Below are 17,426 nucleotides of genomic sequence, written 5' to 3'. Positions count from 1 at the left end.
ATGACAACCAGCACATCAATAATAAATAAAAAGCGTCATTCTTAGTCGTTCAAAAATGACAGAATTTGAATGATTCGTTCAAATTCATTTAATTGAAATAGAAAATGTGAACCCGTTGATCTAGAATCCGAAGTTAATGGAGTAGATGAATTAAACCAGTTTAAAGATTAATTAAAACCAAGTACTAGTTCAAAATTAAAAAATATTACGGAAATCTTTTATTCTGTCTCACTAACTTGAGTATACTTAATTATTGAGACAGGAATAATCATTGTATTTTTTACTTCCGAGAATTTATGTTATGTTAACTAGAAATAATTCATTCTTGAATGAAGAGCTTCCCCTTTCACCAAGTTTGTTCAAAGACAAGAAAGTCTATACTAATAAGACAAAAAGTCTACAACATCTTCTTCTATATTTTTTGGGGTCAAAAAAGTCTATACTAATTAATTCAGGATAAATAATTTCCACTTATTCTATTCATGCTTTTAACTATAGCTTAAATTTTATTTATTTAAGTTACTTTTTAAATTATCCAAATCACCATTTACAATGTAATCAAGATTTTCGTTTATCAAGTTTATATCTTGATTCCACCATTGAAGTTTGATCCAGTCCTCGATTACATCATCAGAAAATCTCTTTTTTATTAGTTTTGAAGGATTTCCACCAACAATGGTGTAAGGATCAACATTTTTGGTGACAACAGATTCTGCTGCCACTATTGCACCATCGCCTATTTTTACTCCAGGCATGATTGTTACATCCCTGCCAATCCATACGTCGTTTCCAATCTCTGTATCTCCTTTGAACGGCAGATTTTCTAATGTTGGTGTATAATTCTCCCATCCATTTCCAAAAATATTAAAAGGATATGTAGATCCATCCATTCGATGGTTAGCTCCATTCATAATAAATGTAGTACCCGGTCCAATTGAACAAAACTTTCCAATTACCAATTTGTCCCCAAAAAATTCATAGTGATAAAGAACTTGTTCTTCAAAAGATTCTCCTTGATTACTGTCATAATAAGAAAAATCTCCAACTTCAATATTGGTTTTTGTCAATGATGGTTTAATAAATTGGACCCCATTATTACCTGAAATTGGATAAATGATATCTGGGTTAGGTCCCAATAGTCTTTTAGATTCCATAAAACTGTCCACCCTTCATTCCATTAAGGTTAATTTTCCAATCTTGTTACATTCTAATGCAAACCATACATTTCCTTCTTTATCACAAACAACTCCGTGAGGTTCAGAATTAGGTGTATGGATTGAATATTCTTCAATTGATTTACTATTTGTTACCCTCCCTATTTTATTTGCACCCCATTCGGTAAACCATAAGTCATCACCCAATCCTTGAGTGATTGCATGAGGACGTGCATTTGGTGTAGGTATGTCAATTTCTGTTATTTCACCAGAAATAGTAATTCTCCCTATCTTATTTCCCAATATTTCTACAAACCAAAGTGCATCATCGCTCCCTTTTGTTATGCCTACTGGTCCTGCTGATGGTGTAGGTATTTGGTATTCCGTTTGTTCTCCCGATTCAGTTATCCTTCCAATTGCATTATTTTGGTTTTCAGTGAACCAAAGGGAACCATCTGGACCAAGCGTAATGAAAGCTGGGTAGGATTCTTTATTGGGTAGTTCATACTCATGAACCTCACCTTTCTCCGTCAATTTACCTATACGGTTTCCATTCATTTCCGTAAACCATATATCTCCATTGGAGCCTTCCGTAATCCCATATGGTGCTGAATTGGAGTGGGGCAAAGGATACTCTTTAATTATTCCAGTTACTGTGATTCTTCCTATTTTGTCTGTTGCATTTTCTGTAAACCAAATCTCACCTTTTGATGAAACAGTTAAACACATCACTCTAGCATCAGGAGTTGGAACATTATATTCCTTGATTTCCCCTTCTTGATCAAGACAACTGATCTTATTTGCTTTATGTTGGGTAAACCATACCTTCCCTTCTTGTGTGATGGCAATCCCATAAGGACCTGAATTAGAATGTGAAATATTTATTTCTTGCTGCTCAAATCTCATATAAATCCCTCCATTTAGAATTTTATAACACAAAAAGCCTCCTATACTCATTTTCCGAGATAGGAGGCAGTGCAACTCATGTACAGACTAAAATAGACCTGTATTTAAAGTCCTTTAGTCTTTATTAAGTACATTACACAATAATCCTATTTCAGAAAATTAATCAATAAGCATACAAATAAGCCTTCAGATCAAGAGAAATATTCTTAAGCTGAATGTATATTTTTAGCTTATCGATCTTTCTAAAAGTGAGGATTATTGGATCATGTTCTTTTTTCACCCTTCCGTCTTTCATTATTTTTACAGTAAAACACTACCTCGGTTTTGTCAACTGCCTTTATAAAGATTCATAGCTCTCATTTTTTTCTATTTAATTTCTTGTGGTATTTTTTGCTTGGTAATTCCAAATTTATATGAGCAGTGCGTTTATTCTGCTAAGTGGTCAGTTTAATTGTAAAAGTAAGCACTTGTTTGTTAGGAATATAATCGAATTGAGTAATGAATGATAGAATTTGACCAAAAAGCCCTACAAAGAGCGACAATAGGAGTGCAGCGGTTGGCATGCCACTTAAATAGTATTCCGAATCAGGGTTCCTCGTTAAAAGAGGAACCCTTACTCTCGTTTAGTAGATCCAATCACTTTTCGCAAACTTTAAGAAATTTTTCAGCCTCGCTGTCCATCATCTAGTGTGCCAAAAGATCTGGAACATGGCTCCAGGTCAGTAACAGAATCGCTTGCCTCGTCACTGATCGAAAGTTAATTTTATAGGTGCATCCACACTGGCTTTAGGAAGGATTAGTTCGTTTTCAAGGTCTTCTGCATTTTTTGAGCACTTTATCAGCAGCAATTAGCTCATTAGCTTCACAAAAAATGCATATTTAGCTGATAAGGTATCTATTGTTCGCGTATGAAAAATAACGCTTATAGAATACAGGGTATGGTATGAAATATATATACAGCTTGTGGTGAATACTTGAATAATAATGATGGCAACAAAGGAGGAACAAAAATGAAAAAGGGCGTTTTAGCAGCCATTATTATCCTTGTTTTAATTATTGGAGGCGGCTGGCTCTTTATGTTGAACATGCGTGGCTTGGGCGGAAATATGCCCGGCCAAGGCAGAGGAATGATGAATGGAGACGGTATGGGAAATGGCGGAATGATGCACGGCGGTTCCGGCTCGAATAAAGATATGAAAAATGGCTCTCTGTCAGTCGATGAAAACCCACTTCCGATCCCGCCAATCCTGGAAGACGAAAATCCGGACCCGGACAAAGGGGAATTCACTCTCGTTGCCCAAAAAGGCTCAATGGAGTTTTTTGAGGGCAAATCCACAGACACATTCGGGTACAATGGAGACTATTTGGGGCCCGTCATTCGCGTGAAGAAGGGTGACAATGTTTCTGTTAAAGTGAAAAATGAGTTGGATGAAGCAACAACGATACACTGGCATGGTCTTGAAGTGGATGGCGAGGATGATGGTGGCCCGCACAACGGCATCCAGCCAAACACAACGTGGGCCCCAGAATTCACAATTGAACAAAACGCCGCAACATTATGGTATCACCCTCACCTGCTCCATAAAACAGGGGAACATGTATATAAAGGACTTGCTGGATTATTCTTAATTGATGATGACAAAAGTAAGAAATTGAATCTTCCGGACAAATACGGTGTGAACGATATCCCTTTGATTATCCAGGACAAGCAGCTTGATCAAAATGGCCAGTTTGACTATGACCTAAGCATGCATGATGTCATGATGGGTCTTCAAGGTGATGCGATTATGGTGAATGGAGCCATCAATCCATATGTTGAAGTTCCAAAAGGCAAGGTCCGTTTCCGATTGCTGAATGGCTCAAATGCAAGAATCTATCAATTTGCCCTTAGCAACGGTGAGGAATTTTACCAGATCGGCACGGATGGCGGACTTCTGGAAGAACCGGTAAAGCTGAACAGCCTTATTCTGAGCTCCGCCGAGCGGGCAGAGCTGATTGTCGATTTTTCACAATATGAAAAGGATGAAACGGTTGAACTGACGGACCAGGGTACGCCCATTATACGATTTGTTGTGACTGGCGAGGAAAAAGGCCCAAAAGAATTACCTTCCCAACTCGTTGATATCCCAGAGGTTGATGAATCAATGGCGGCAAGAACCAGAGAGTTTGTAATGTCCGGAATGGGACGGAATGTCACCATAAACGGCAAACAGATGGATATGGACCGGATTGACGAACAGCTCAAGCTTCACGAAACAGAAATCTGGGAAATCTCGAATGAAGGCTTGGGAATGATGGGCAATAACATGGGCATGGCCCACCCATTCCACGGCCATGGCACCCAGTTCCTGATTTTGGACCGTGACGGCAATCCTCCACCCCCAAACGAACAAGGCTGGAAAGATACCATCCTGGTGGCACCAGGTGAAAAAGTACGGGCGATTGCTACTTTCAATCATAAAGGACTATTCATGTACCATTGCCACATCCTCGAGCATGAAGACGCCGGAATGATGGGTCAGTTTAATGTTGCTGAATAATATTGAACGAAAGCTCTGATGTTCTATCGGAGCTTTTTTTTATTTCGCTGTAAAAAGAGAGTAGTTTTGACTTCAATTAAAGTAAGCTTGTTTCTTAAATAATTTAAATCGTCCGTGAACTGTGTTCGGCAAACCCTCACTAATTTTGTATGGATTTTACTTCTTTTTGTGCTTCATCTCTAGTTCTGAATAAATAAACCCCCTTATCTCTACTTTTTAGTGGAGATAAGGGGGTTCCTTTAAGAATTTCATGGAAATGACTAAGTAATCCCGTTCGTTTTATTTCTCTAACTATTTAATGATCATTCTGCAGCTTCATTAATTATGATCGACATGAGCCACTCTTTTAAATCCTTCATCCGGGAATGCTTGGGCGCTGAGTCTGTACCTGTTACGATCATCGGGACCAATGAGTCTTGTTTATGTAGAGCTCCATGGCTTGCTCCTCCTACATGTGTCGGAGATCCCTCCCCAATCATCTCATATCCTGGCCTGGCTGTAACAACAAGGTAATCACCCTGATGGGAAAACAATGAACTATATATTCTCGCCAGCCCGTCAGGATAATCCCCATAACAGATAGTATCCCCTTCTAGATCCATATCAAGGATTTCCTGGCTTCCTTCAATACTCCACATTTGTCCATATTCATCGATAAAATCCCCGCTTTTGCGGAATATTAATTTCCCATCTATGATACCGGATATAATATGAATGTCTCCCCCTTCCTTCCATGCAATCAAATCTATCCTTCTGTCTTTCTGGACTGTTTTGGCGATCGCAGAAAGCTGGAAACGAATAGGATCAAGTGAATAAATATAAGCCATGCGTTCATTAACCGCTAAAACAATCTGATCTTCTGTTGTTACTCCTTTCTTCAATCCCGCTATTTGATAAGCGCCTAATATTGTCCTTAAGTCGATCAGCGCCTCTTCCCGATTTGGACCAATCCTTGCCTGCCCATTATCTCCGAGAAGAACCCATATATTTTGCTTTATTGCTTCTTCCCATGTATTGAAGTTATCCAGAATTTCCGCAAGCTGTTTATCCACTTTTTTGATTCCCTTGATATCCGATGGACCATTTTTGTGTACACTTTTATCCCCATCAGGAAAATAAACGATTGAGAAATCTGGAAGCTTATCTTCTTTAATGAGATGAATCAGTTCTTTCACAGAAAAAGCATTTTGGAATCCATATCTTCCGAAAACATTGCCGAAACGATTTCCTGATCCTATCTTTGACATTAACCCATAACTAAAAAAACGAGCGGATTTTACCTCCAGGCTTTTTGGAAAACCTGTCAGCAAGGACAGAAGGAAAGGTATTTTTAATCGATGATTGCTGCTTCCTCTATACATGAGTGTATTAATTGATGCTGACTGTTTTCCAATATCGGCAAGTTCTTCATGAATGGTCTTGTACTCACCGTTTAAATGACAATTGTTCAGATTATATAAAACATCCTTCAAGGATTGATTCAATCCCAGTTTCATCCATTCCCTTATATGGCTTCCATAATTGATGAGCCGTTTTTCATCCTGATGGTACCAGACAAGTCCTGGAACTTTGTGCTGATCACAATATACTCCCGTAAGAATCGTGCTATCCACATTAACCGACATCGTTGGGAATGAACTGATGATATCTGGATAAAGATGGCCGTTCTCTATAAAATACTGGAATGTGTTGGCTTGTTCCTGTTTCATCGCATTCTTTAATGGAGCTTCCATTAAGGAGTCCAGCAAGAGTAAAATGACGCGCTTTTTCACTGCCAATGGATTAATGCCCCCATTCTTTTTCTCTTATTATGGAGATTTTGGCAAGTGATTATGTAAAATGAGGGGAGAATAACATATTGAAGCGGAAGGATCAAAACAATCACATATGAAAACAGGAATTGAAGTGAGGTTAAAAACTGTGCAGATAAAAGTAATGACGTTTAATATCCACCATGGAATGGGTTTGGATAAAAGGTTGGACCTTGATAGGATAAGTAAACTCATACAATCATCAGAAGCTGATCTCATAGGTTTGAACGAGGTAGACAATAGGTTTTCGAAACGCAGCTTATTTTCAGATCAGGCGGCTCAGCTTGCAAAAACTCTTGATATGGACTACGTTTTTGGATCGGCGATAAAAGTGGGGCAGCACGGTGCAAGTCCTCGGCAATACGGAAATGCACTGGTATCCCGGTTCCCGATAATAAACACCGTGAATCATCCTTTTGACTTTCTGCCTGGATTGATCGAGGACAGGGCACTATTGGAAGCAAACGTGGATATCGGAAACAGGCTCATTGCCATTTTTGTTGCCCACCTTAGCTTTGCTCCATTACTGCATCAAAAACAAACGGAGTTCATCCTTAAGAAGGTGCAGAGAAATAAAAATCTCTCAATCGTAATGGGGGACTGGAACATGAAGCCTTTTTCAAGAAGCTGGAGACTCGTTACTCGCCATTTAAAAGACGTCGACTCCTTTGAAAGTAAAAACGATACATATCCATCCCGACGGCCCAGCAAGAAACTGGACTTTATTTTCACAAGCGAGCAAATTGAAGTAATCGAAGCATCAGTTTGCCTGGATGATATATTAGCCTCTGATCATTTGCCTTATATGGCCACGCTGAATATAAAATGATTCTTATTTAGTACTCCTTTTACTGAACTGAAGATCGTGTTAATTGGGATTTCCCTTATTCGCAAGGGGGAGGTTCTATACACAACCAGTTGACCAGCGCCCCTGCCAAGCTCATGATTGGCTTTCAACCTATTGTATTTACATCATTGATGATCAGTTTTATATGAGTGGTGGAAAATTTTGATTTAAGCCTTGGGAATTATGCAAAAGCCCTTCCGAATAATGGAAGGGCGAAAAGATACCTTATGAAATTTCATGGAATGTAATTTCAGGGCGGCTCCCGATTCGGATGTTCACGCCTGTCTGTCCAAGTCCTTCACTAATATAAAATGGCTTTCCACCATGGTAGTGCAGTCCCTTGATCATCTTCATCCGGACCAGCTTCCCCATTTTAATCAAGTGATAGGGCTTTGGCCAGTGAATCTGCCCGCCATGAAAATGACCTGACAGCAGGTAATCAAAATGTACACCTTCCATATCAAGCACAACATTCGGATCATGGGTCAGTACCAGGTTATAACCTTTGGGAACACCTTTAAATGCTTTTTTAACATCGCTATGGTTTGTACTGTAATTGTCAATTCCAATGATATTCAGGTTCTCCCCATTGACTTCGATGGCGACATGCTCGTTTTGAAGTGTTCTGCAGCCGTGTTCCTCAAGCGTCTTTTTCAATTCCTTAAAGTTCTTCCCTTTCAGGACATAATCATGGTTCCCAAAGACGGCATAAATCCCATATTTAGGTTTCAAGACTTCAAGCACCTCGAGATAGTCCCTCAGCTTTGGAATGCTTCGCTTTCGATCAAGGAAATCCCCCGTTAGAGCGATAAGGTCAAACGTTTGATCAGAGATTTTTTCATAAAGATCAGTAGGGGTCACTGATAGGTTTTCAAGATGCAAATCAGAAAGGTGCAGGATTTTTAAATTCTTTTTAGAAACGGTAATGTTTGGCCTGGTAACGGAAATGGTATTAATGGCCACTTTCTTTGTATTCTTGTATGCTTTTAGCAAAATATACCCAAGATAACTGGAAATAATAAGTAAAATAATCAGTTCCATTGTCTTATCCCTCCCCTGTTAACAAGTATACAAGGAATGGCTGGATCGAAACAATGGAACCTGCTGGCAAGTAACTAAACCAGTTGTTTGTACTTTTTCATAAGTTTTTCTTTTGACATCATTAAATAAACCGTATGATGTTTCTTTAAATCAGAAACTTTTGAGGAGGACAGCAGATAAATCGGTAATTGCAATGTCTTTTTAAACCAGGAATAGAATCTGTTTTCTGGATGGTAACATTCAAACCCTAACGGACTGTATCCTTTGTTTATAAGTGTGATGCCAATGATGCCTTTAATATTATTTTTTTGGGGATGATTATGGATAAATGCAGCCAAAAGAGGCATGGAGTCGGTAACCTGCCGAAAAATGGATCTACCTTTAGCCCACTCATTCTTCATGGTGGAAAAATCACTCAAAATCTTGACATTATGCAAATGGACTTTAAGCATAAGATCATTTTTGGAAATTTTTATTCCATCTGACAGAACAACGTCTTTTCCACGGTATCGAGTTAGCCTGACCCTGAAAATTCCTCTTTCTTTATTCTCAGGACAAAGATGTTGCAACCGGGTAAACTCAAAATAGACTGGATCGAAATATCTCCATAAGGCTAATAGAAACGGACGGTAATACAAGTCATTCTTCTCCTTTCATTTGACTAGCCACGCTCGCAGCAAACGGTTACCCCCTTCTCATTTTCACCGTCACGGCTATCTTTTTGTTTTTCGTAGAGATTATTTTCACTCACTTCTATGTCACACTTTTATTTCGAATGGCCAGGTTGGCAAGCAGCCAACCTGATTGAGAATTTATTGTTGTTTGTATTGTGGCTCTTCTTGTTCAATTTGCTGGACGCGGGGCCCAATGCTGTCAATGATTGCTTGTGTTTGCTTTGCGGCAGTCTGATACAATTGCTTAGCCTGTTGGTTTTCAGTTTGCAATGCAAAGGTTTCAAAACTTGCCTGTGCGCTTTTTAAACCTGCAATCGTCTGATTTACCTGAGCTGCTACTGTCATCTTTCAATCCCTTCCTTCATTGTTATTGAGTTACGAAGTGTATTTTGTTGTTTTGCGTATGGAAATATAAGTGGAAATGTTTAGATTTTTCGAAGAAGAAGCTTCTTTTCCTATTTCTTCAAGCTTGATATATGGTGAATATTTTTGACCGAATTCGGAAAATTTGAAGGTAAAGAAAAGTAAAGGTTTGGTTAATATGAAGAAAATCCTTATTTTACCTTTCCTGCAAATGCCCTCGGGACATCATACGGCAGCAGAAGCACTCCGTTCCTATTTAAAAACGATCAACCCTGCACTTGAAATTAAGAAAATGGATATTTTTGAATATACTTCCCGGCTTGGAGAGAAAGCGACTACGTACGGATATTTAAAAGCTATTAAAATGACCCCTGAACTTTACAGTTGGTTATATCGGTTTAACGCATGCGGCCGCAATGATCCAGATAGGCGGCACTTTCTTTATGAATGGATTTTTTTAAAAAGCATGAAAACACTTTTAAGAAACGAAAACCCAGACCTCATCATTTGCACTCATTGTCTTCCCTCGTACCTATTAAACCTCCTGAAAAAGTCTGGAGAGCTATCAGTTCCTGTCATAAATGTTTATACGGACTATTTCATCAATACCGTCTGGGGAGTCAGCCATATCGATCTCCACCTTGCTCCTAGCGAAAAGATCAAGAATGATCTTGAGCAATGGGATGTTTATGCTGGGAATATTGCTGTTACAGGAATTCCGGTTCATCCGGAATTCCTGAAAGAGGGAGATGCCAGTAAGAATTGCCCGTACCCTTTCAATGTTATGGTTGCTGGAGGAAATTTAGGGGTGGGGACAATTGAAAATCTATTTAAATCATTGAAGTTTTCAGGGAAAATCCGCTATCATGTGTTATGCGGCAAGAATCAAACTTTATTTAAGAAAATGACCATGCTTCAACCTTCTCACTTTCGGGCAGTTCCTTACATATCCTCAAGAAAAGAAATGAATCGGCTATACGAGCAAATGGACATGGTACTAACAAAGCCAGGGGGGATTACGGTAAGTGAATGCCTGTGGAAAAAGCTTCCCGTAGGTCTCCTCCCTGCCCTGCCAGGGCAAGAAGAACACAACCTCCGGTATTTGCTGGAGAAGGAATTGGCTATAAAAATCATCCCGGAAGATATGGAGGAACAATTGCTTTTGTTCCTTGAGGACAAACGACAACGTCAGCTGCTCAATAATAGGGTTTCCTCTTATTTGCAGCAGCTTGAAAACGTAGAGACCATTTTGGAAAACTTCATAAATAAAAATGATTTCCTTTGAGCCGCTTGAATGGTTTTACTTTTCCCATCAGAATGGAGGATGCGATGTAGGAGGGGAGTGTTTGAATGCCCAAAAGAAAAAACGTTCGTACCAAATCTATTCACTCCCCTTCCTTTAAAGGATGATCGCAATCCATCTTGACCAATACCTAAATCATATGCTGTTTTGCTCACAATAGTTGTCAATCAGCTGCTGGATTTCATCAAACTCAGGGTATTCTCCTGAAAATACAAACTGGATTTCCTCGATAAACTTTCCGTTTTTGAATACATGGATCGCTCCATTTTGTCCAATGACGCTGAATTCTGGTTCGAATACAAAACCATTTTGTTCAACTGCACCCACTTTAATCCCTCCTTAACTGCCTTTTATTTATGTAATGGCCTAATTCATAAAGTACCCATGTTCAGTAAAAACTACTTCTATCAATGCTATAAGGAGAGATCAGAAATGCATCGAAAAATCAAGACCGAAGCTGAACCTACCATTGCTCCAGGAATGGATGACCAGGAAGAACTTGGCCGCCATGCATCAAAGGAAGAGATTGAAAAAGGAGAGTATACGCTTGTCACGACGTTATCTTTTGATGAGGTTGACCCCAGCTGAACGATATGGGATCCCTTAAGAGGTTGATGTTTCAAGAAGACTCCCCTTTTGGCGCGGGAGAAACGGGTTCCAAGTTTAAAAAGGATGAGGGAGCCCGTTCCGCGTAGGGAAAGAGGACCCCTGAACTGAATAAAAAAATCAATATCGAACTATTTTTTTTCGCAAAAAATCGCCTGCTTTCCGCTTTGTACATTTTTCTCAAAAAAGAGGATCTTCCATTCCTGGAAAACCTCCAAAAGTTCATTGGATCGAAGTTTGTACTTATCGGGTATTGTTTGGCTGCTCCTCTCCTCGGTCATAAAGAAAGTTTCCATAAAGAAACAGCCCCCAGTGTTCAAGAGTTCCTTTATCACTGGGAAGAGCGAGCGGTCTAAATAATTTGTCATGATGGCGAGATTGTACTTCTTTCCTTCCTCCGATATTGGAGCCAGTTCTTCCAGGTCGATGGCTTTTGCTTGTATCCTAAGTGATCGTCTTTCCGCCTCTTTCCTTACAAATCGGATAGCCACTTCTGATAAATCCAACGAGGTTACCTCATAGCCTTGCTCTGCAAGGAATAAACTGTTTGCTCCCAGGCCGCAGGCGATATCAATAGCCAATCCTTCTCCTTTATTTTTAACGAGTTTCTTAAGCAATGGATTCGGCATTAGCTCTTCTTTTCCAGACAATCTTTGCGCATGCTTGCGATTCCATTTCTCTTTCTGGTCCATGCCCCCACCTGCCTGCTTGAAATTTTTTGACTCGACTATATCTTACAATGAAAAAGGATAAAACGATATCCTTATAAATACGTGCTGCAGAATCAGGATACCAGCAATCAACCATTTGAAGGGTCCACCTAAGTGAATGTTTGAATCTTTCCGAACTACATGAAATTCACGTCAGCTAAGATTCTTTGCCGGCGATCAGGGAAAAACGCTTTTATATTTATGATGGCAGGGTACATATATAAAGGACTTATGTAAAAAGGAAAGGAGAACATTTCATGAAAGTTTTGGTAGTTGGGGCTAATGGCCAAATAGGGAGACATCTAATCAAATTGCTTGATGAAGAACAGGGTTTCAGCGTAAAGGCGATGCTGAGACAGCCTGATCAGGCAGATGCCTATCAAGGGACAGATATCGAACCTGTGTTGGCAAGTCTCGAAGGACCTGTCGACACAATCGCAAAAGCCGCGAAAGGCTGTGACGCAATTGTCTTCACGGCAGGTTCCGGAGGACATACTGGATATGATAAAACACTCCTTGTCGACCTCGATGGTGCCGTAAAAACGGTGGAAGCCGCAGAGCAAGCTGGGGTGAAACGATTCGTCATGGTCAGCGCTTTCCAGGCACACAACCGGGAAAACTGGGCAGAAGAAATCAAACCTTATTATGTCGCGAAGCACTATGCTGATAAAGCGCTTCTCCAAAGCAGCCTTAACTATACCATCATACGGCCAGGAGGGCTGATTAACGAGCCGGGGAGCGGGAAAGTGGCAGTGGCAGAAAATCTGGAGCGAGGATCGATTCCTCGTGAGGATGTTGCAAGGACAATTGCCGCAAGCCTGAAGGAAGAAAACACTTATCAGCGTTCTTTTGACCTGATTGCTGGCGACAGCCCGATTGCTGAAGCACTAAAAAAATTGTAGATGTAAAACCAAAGTTTTAAAGGCGCACAAATATAACGAGTCTAGTTGATACTCGAAACCTCTTAAAATCAGCCATCAAGAAACGCTGTTGAAACTGACTTCAACAGCGTTTTTCGTGTTCCCCTCATTATCGTCGTAGAGTCTTACACGTAAGAAAATGCCTGATGTGGCAACAAGAATTTGAAGAGCCACAGAAGAAATTCCCTCTCTTGGATTCCATGCCTTGTTGTAAAAAGTCGTCTTTGATCCATCAAAAGAGGAAACTTATATTTTCTAACACGTTGGGAAATTATCCTCCGATATTTCGTGAATAGAAATAAAAGTGTTGGCCTCTAACGGCTAATCGCTTCCCTCCCTTCTTCCATCATTGGGAAATTTTCTCTCTATGATTGAAATGGAATGAAAGCAGCATTTTCTAGGCGGAGTACTGTTGTTCACTATGTGTATATAATAAATATACAACCTTTTTTTCTGGAGGCTATGTTCATGGCAAATCAGCAAAAGAAACAACTCACTGAAAAAGACAAGAAAATTTATCAGGCTTTATGGGAGCTTTCAAGAAAAAAAAAGAAAGATTATGATTATCCAGGTATCGGTCCCACAGAGATTGGACTCATGGTTGGCAGGGATAAGTACGATGCAGCGGCTTATTGCAATCTATCATTAAAGAAGCTGATCGAGTTTGACTTGGTGAAAAAGTTGCCTAACGGGAAATACCTACCGTTAAGAAAGGCGAGCTTTTTCTAATCCTATCGATTGCGTTCCATCCATTCGACGTCGAATCCAGGCAATTTTATGTCATGATCAACAAAAGCCCTGGATATTAAATGCCTAATCCTGCTCTCGATTTTCTCTTTAATTTCAAAATTGGCAACAGGGATTTCAATCAAGAAAACCATCGACTTGTTTTTAAAGTCCACAAACCTTATATCCGGAGCAGGATGGCCTAGAACCCCTTCTTCTTTCTCCTTTATCCTTGTGACAGCATCCTCCAATAGCCCCTGTACCATTTCGCTATCCGTCCCATAGGCAACACTGACATGGACCTGTGCCATCATTTTGGCACTGGTCCTGTTTTTGATGATTTGTTCGATGAAATATTGGTTCGGAACAATCAAGGTCCCTTCTTTTGCAGTTCGAATCACGGTTGAGCGCAGACGGATTTTTTCAACCCGTCCGATTTTGTCATCGATTTGGATCACTTCTCCTACTTCGATCGGCCGCTCAAACAAAATGATGATGCCGGATACAAAGTTGCCGGCAACATTCCTCATTCCAAAGCCTATCCCGATGCCAAGGACGCCAAATAATGCACCTAATGCGGTCAAATTGATCCCGAGATAATTGAAACCAACGATAAACGCGATGATCATGACCGTATAGTAGATTACCTGGTTCAAGGTATATCCGAGTCCCTTATCCACTCCATAATTCTCATAAACTTCCGATAAAATATATTTAGTAAAAAGTTTGATCACCTTGTGGGCAAGAGATACGATCATAAAAACAAAAGTAACCAGAAATGGAGTTACATCCAAGTCTCCATCAGAATATATCGTGTAATCGAGCCATTTCGAATCGACAAATGAAAACAAAAACAATAAGACAACTGCGTAAAGTGTAATCCAATTCATTAATGAATGAAAGGCTGGCAGGGATTTATTCCGCAGTACAGGCCGGCCGGCAGCAAAGCGGCCCGCTGCCTTTTTCAGCAATATACTCCCCACAAGAATCGCTACCAGCGTTATCAGGAAGCGAACCATTGCGATCATTTCTTCGTTCATTGAAATACCTGTCATCAATACCACCCATATTTGATCTTTCTAATCAGTCACTTTAGCTTCAATGCACGGATTCAAGGGACTATACCCCCGAAAGCAAAAAGCAGCTTTGTGTTCGTTTTTGTGCCAGGAATTTCTACCGGAACTTGTGGCTGTTGCTATTTTTACATGTAACAGTTTATGCATTTGTCTGGTTCAGCGTCGTTCCCGCAACGAATGTAGCGAAATTGAGTTCCAAAGCTCTTTCGATATCCCATTCATAATCCATTTCTCTTAGGCATTCGCCGATTTCTTTTCGGCTTCTCTTTTGGTATTTTGTATGTTCAATTGAGTTTGTCTTTTTATTTCGGCATTGATGCATTTAGCGAAATAATTTTCATCCTAATTGCATCCAATGATCTTATACAAATAGATTTCCCATAGGAAAACGGATTAAACAAAAAACCCATTCAATCAAATGAATGGGGTGAGAGAACTTTATTCTCCTAAGTCAACATTATGGTAAACTTGCTGGACATCTTCTAAATCTTCCAGGGCATCAATCAATTTCTCGAAATGAGCCTGGGCCTCTGGGTCTAGGCTAATATCGTTTTGAGCAAGCATTGTCAGCTCGGCAACGGTAAAATCATTAATTCCTGCATTCTTGAAAGCCTCATGGATGGCATGGAATTGCTCAGGTTCTCCATAGACAATGACTGAATCACCTTCTTCCATGATATCCCTTGCATCCACATCTGCTTCCATAAGGACTTCGAGCGCGTCTTCAGCCGTTTTTCCTTCAAAACCAATGACTGCAGTGGCATCGAACATATAAGATACAGATCCGCTAACCCCCATGTTCCCGCCATTTTTGCCAAAAGCTGCCCGCACATTCGAGGCGGTACGATTGACGTTGTTCGTCAAGGCGTCAACAATGATCATCGACCCGCTTGGGCCAAACCCTTCATAACGGAGTTCATCGTAATTCTCCTCGGCTCCGCCTTTTGCCTTCTCAATGGCACGATCAATGATCACCCTTGGTACATTGTATGTCTTGGCGCGTTCAAGGACAAATTTCAATGCCTGGTTTGATTCAGGGTTTGGTTCCCCCTGTCTAGCGGCAACATAAATTTCCAGTGCGAACTTTGAATAAACCCGGCTTGTATTTGCATCCTTTGACGCTTTCTTCTCCTTGATGTTATTCCATTTTCGACCCATATATCCCACTCTCTTTCAACTTGTATCGGTATCTGCAGCGCTTGGCTGAGAATTACATCCTTGCTAAACGTTGGGCTGCAAGGATTCACAGATAATATTATACCTCAAAAGAGCGATTTGTTAAGAGGGTACTTATTGAAGACCGATGCAAGGCATGGCAAACCACATTAGTGCCAACTCTGGATACAATTTGAAGAAACATAGATCTAGCCATTCATGATTCATAATAATTCTTGTCCTATCAGTTTGTAAGAATGGATCCTGTCCTCTAGGCTATGTGTTGTAGTCACTATCATGATTTCATCTGCCTTATATTGTTCCTGAAGACCGATAAGTTTCTCTTTGACTTGCGCAGGATTGCCGATAATCATTTTCCTTTTCATTTTTTCAATCGTATCTTTAACAGACTCGTTCAGCGGATAGGCTTTTGCCTCTTCAATGGAAGGAACACCGGAATTTGCTTCTCCATTCTCTTTTTGCAGCGACCAAATCAGAGAACTCAGGGCAATTTCCTCCGCTTTCTCAGTTGTCTCCGCGCAATATGCATTTACCGTTACTATCGACTGTGGCCTGGAAGATTGTCCCCGTGAATGGAATGTATCATAGTAAGATTGTAAAATCCTGCCTGCATCCTTATCGCTCATGAAATGGCCAAAAGCGTAGGCCATTCCAAGCTCGGCAGCCAGGAGGGCGCTTTTTTCGCTGGTACCAAGGAGCCATGGTTGCGGTTTGATTTCTGGAAGTGGAGAAGCACACACACTGGAAAAATCGTGATCATCGGGAAAATCATTGTTGATAAAATGGAGCAATTCCTTCAGCAATTCAGGCATCTTCCATACACGTTGCAGGAAACTGTCCGATAGCGCATTGGTTACTTCCGCCGATCCGCCTGGAGCTCTGCCGATTCCCATATCGATCCTTCCAGGAAACAGCGTGGCCAGCATATTGAAAACTTCTGCCACTTTGAATGGTTTATAGTGAGGCAAAAGGACAGCGCCAGAGCCAATTCGGATCTGTCGTGTCTGTGCTCCTATGTAACCAAGCATAACCTCAGGAGCAGGGCAAGCAAGGCCTGGAATATCATGGTGCTCAGCGATCCAATAACGCTCATACCCAACATCTTCAGCTGCCTGGGCAAGCTTCACAGACGCTTCAAGAGCTTCCTTGGCCGTCTGGTCCGCAGAAATAGGGGCTTGGTCAAGAATACTAAGCTTCATCTATTGATCCCTTGCTTCCATAAATGTGACGCTAAATTGGCCAGTTTGGCCTTCTTGATAAAGGTTGGTGACCGATGTGGAATACTCTGTTATTTTTCCGGTAAACTCCAATCCGGTTTCAGGAATCTCTACAAGCATTTCATCTTGATATAGCAGTGTAGTGATTGGATAATACTCCTCACTCGTCACATTGAACTTGATTGATACCTTATGCAAGCCTTCTTCAAGCCTTTCTTTGTATTGAGTTAATTGTATGCTGTATCCATTTAGAATCATTTCCTTAACCATTCAGAAAATCCTTTCCTTAGTCATGTTTTGCGGATGATTTTGCCTTTCACACAATGAAACCTGCCCTTTTTATGGGCAGGTGCCAT

Annotated in this window: 18 protein-coding genes; 6 read left to right on the top strand and 12 right to left on the bottom strand. The window is 40.5% G+C overall.

All coding sequences use genetic code 11. The annotated features are described in order from the left end of the window. Window positions 1-506: 506 nt before the first annotated feature. Both JJQ88_RS14895 and JJQ88_RS14890 read right to left on the bottom strand, forming a co-directional pair. A complete protein-coding gene (locus JJQ88_RS14895; RefSeq protein WP_210366838.1) occupies window positions 507-1,154 on the bottom strand; it encodes a Vat family streptogramin A O-acetyltransferase in 648 nt (215 codons plus the stop codon). 15 nt (window positions 1,155-1,169) lie between these two features. Next, window positions 1,170-2,060, bottom strand: coding sequence for a Vgb family protein (locus JJQ88_RS14890; RefSeq protein WP_210366837.1), 891 nt, complete (start codon window positions 2,058-2,060; stop codon window positions 1,170-1,172). A 1,010-nt stretch (window positions 2,061-3,070) separates the two neighbouring features. Here JJQ88_RS14890 and JJQ88_RS14885 point away from each other — a divergent pair. Then, on the top strand, window positions 3,071-4,600 hold the full coding sequence (locus tag JJQ88_RS14885; RefSeq protein WP_246861206.1) for a multicopper oxidase family protein: 1,530 nt from the start codon (window positions 3,071-3,073) through the stop codon (window positions 4,598-4,600). A 302-nt stretch (window positions 4,601-4,902) separates the two neighbouring features. On the opposite strand, the gene JJQ88_RS14880 is transcribed toward JJQ88_RS14885, so the two are convergent. Continuing rightward, window positions 4,903-6,387, bottom strand: a complete 1,485-nt coding sequence (locus JJQ88_RS14880; protein WP_210366875.1) for an alkaline phosphatase family protein — start codon at window positions 6,385-6,387, stop codon at window positions 4,903-4,905. Between the two features lie 100 nt (window positions 6,388-6,487). On the opposite strand from JJQ88_RS14880, the gene JJQ88_RS14875 reads away from it, so the two are divergent. Next, the gene (locus tag JJQ88_RS14875; RefSeq protein ID WP_246861205.1) at window positions 6,488-7,240 is read left to right on the top strand and encodes an endonuclease/exonuclease/phosphatase family protein; all 753 of its coding nucleotides are present in this window, start codon (window positions 6,488-6,490) and stop codon (window positions 7,238-7,240) included. Window positions 7,241-7,483: 243 nt separating this feature from the next. Here JJQ88_RS14875 and JJQ88_RS14870 read toward each other — a convergent pair whose 3' ends face one another. The 3 genes from JJQ88_RS14870 to JJQ88_RS14860 all read right to left on the bottom strand — a co-directional run bounded on the left by JJQ88_RS14870 (window position 7,484) and on the right by JJQ88_RS14860 (window position 9,318). Beyond that, window positions 7,484-8,299, bottom strand: a complete 816-nt coding sequence (locus JJQ88_RS14870) for a metallophosphoesterase (RefSeq protein WP_210366836.1) — start codon at window positions 8,297-8,299, stop codon at window positions 7,484-7,486. A gap of 74 nt (window positions 8,300-8,373) precedes the next feature. Beyond that, window positions 8,374-8,937 (bottom strand): YkoP family protein, encoded by a 564-nt coding sequence (locus tag JJQ88_RS14865; protein WP_210366835.1) that lies wholly within the window; start codon window positions 8,935-8,937, stop codon window positions 8,374-8,376. A 174-nt stretch (window positions 8,938-9,111) separates the two neighbouring features. Continuing rightward, window positions 9,112-9,318, bottom strand: coding sequence for a DUF1657 domain-containing protein (locus JJQ88_RS14860; RefSeq protein WP_210366834.1), 207 nt, complete (start codon window positions 9,316-9,318; stop codon window positions 9,112-9,114). Between the two features lie 196 nt (window positions 9,319-9,514). Between JJQ88_RS14860 and JJQ88_RS14855 the strand changes: the two genes are divergently transcribed. Further along, window positions 9,515-10,621 (top strand): MGDG synthase family glycosyltransferase, encoded by a 1,107-nt coding sequence (locus JJQ88_RS14855; protein ID WP_210366833.1) that lies wholly within the window; start codon window positions 9,515-9,517, stop codon window positions 10,619-10,621. A gap of 153 nt (window positions 10,622-10,774) precedes the next feature. On the opposite strand, the gene JJQ88_RS14850 is transcribed toward JJQ88_RS14855, so the two are convergent. Further along, window positions 10,775-10,966, bottom strand: coding sequence for a YbxH family protein (locus JJQ88_RS14850; RefSeq protein ID WP_210366832.1), 192 nt, complete (start codon window positions 10,964-10,966; stop codon window positions 10,775-10,777). Window positions 10,967-11,071: 105 nt separating this feature from the next. On the opposite strand from JJQ88_RS14850, the gene JJQ88_RS14845 reads away from it, so the two are divergent. Continuing rightward, window positions 11,072-11,227 carry a hypothetical protein gene (locus tag JJQ88_RS14845; protein ID WP_210366831.1) on the top strand — a complete coding sequence of 52 codons (156 nt, stop codon included), beginning with the start codon at window positions 11,072-11,074 and terminating at the stop codon, window positions 11,225-11,227. A 149-nt stretch (window positions 11,228-11,376) separates the two neighbouring features. Here JJQ88_RS14845 and JJQ88_RS14840 read toward each other — a convergent pair whose 3' ends face one another. Next, on the bottom strand, window positions 11,377-11,937 hold the full coding sequence (locus tag JJQ88_RS14840) for a class I SAM-dependent methyltransferase (protein ID WP_210366830.1): 561 nt from the start codon (window positions 11,935-11,937) through the stop codon (window positions 11,377-11,379). Window positions 11,938-12,212: 275 nt separating this feature from the next. Here JJQ88_RS14840 and JJQ88_RS14835 point away from each other — a divergent pair, with 275 nt between their 5' ends. Together JJQ88_RS14835 and JJQ88_RS14830 are read left to right on the top strand one after the other, a co-directional pair. After that, window positions 12,213-12,857 carry an SDR family oxidoreductase gene (locus JJQ88_RS14835; RefSeq protein ID WP_210366829.1) on the top strand — a complete coding sequence of 215 codons (645 nt, stop codon included), beginning with the start codon at window positions 12,213-12,215 and terminating at the stop codon, window positions 12,855-12,857. Window positions 12,858-13,343: 486 nt separating this feature from the next. Further along, entirely contained in the window at window positions 13,344-13,604 is a 261-nt protein-coding gene (locus JJQ88_RS14830) for a hypothetical protein (protein ID WP_210366828.1), read from the top strand. Window positions 13,605-13,606: 2 nt separating this feature from the next. Here JJQ88_RS14830 and JJQ88_RS14825 read toward each other — a convergent pair whose 3' ends face one another. The 4 genes from JJQ88_RS14825 to JJQ88_RS14810 all read right to left on the bottom strand — a co-directional run bounded on the left by JJQ88_RS14825 (window position 13,607) and on the right by JJQ88_RS14810 (window position 17,340). Further along, on the bottom strand, window positions 13,607-14,656 hold the full coding sequence (locus JJQ88_RS14825) for a mechanosensitive ion channel family protein (RefSeq protein ID WP_246861204.1): 1,050 nt from the start codon (window positions 14,654-14,656) through the stop codon (window positions 13,607-13,609). Between the two features lie 459 nt (window positions 14,657-15,115). Then, window positions 15,116-15,835: a YebC/PmpR family DNA-binding transcriptional regulator gene (locus JJQ88_RS14820; protein ID WP_210366827.1), complete on the bottom strand. Its 720-nt coding sequence runs from the start codon at window positions 15,833-15,835 to the stop codon at window positions 15,116-15,118. 221 nt (window positions 15,836-16,056) lie between these two features. Beyond that, window positions 16,057-17,052: an LLM class flavin-dependent oxidoreductase gene (locus tag JJQ88_RS14815; protein WP_210366826.1), complete on the bottom strand. Its 996-nt coding sequence runs from the start codon at window positions 17,050-17,052 to the stop codon at window positions 16,057-16,059. Next, window positions 17,053-17,340, bottom strand: coding sequence for a DUF3219 family protein (locus JJQ88_RS14810; RefSeq protein WP_210366825.1), 288 nt, complete (start codon window positions 17,338-17,340; stop codon window positions 17,053-17,055). Window positions 17,341-17,426: the final 86 nt, after the last annotated feature.

It is taken from the genome of Bacillus sp. REN3 (assembly GCF_017912555.1).
In the GTDB taxonomy this organism is placed as follows: Bacteria; Bacillota; Bacilli; order Bacillales; family Cytobacillaceae; genus Mesobacillus.
The sequence above is the reverse complement of the archived record's forward strand: the minus strand, read 5'-3'. Positions and strand labels throughout refer to the sequence as shown.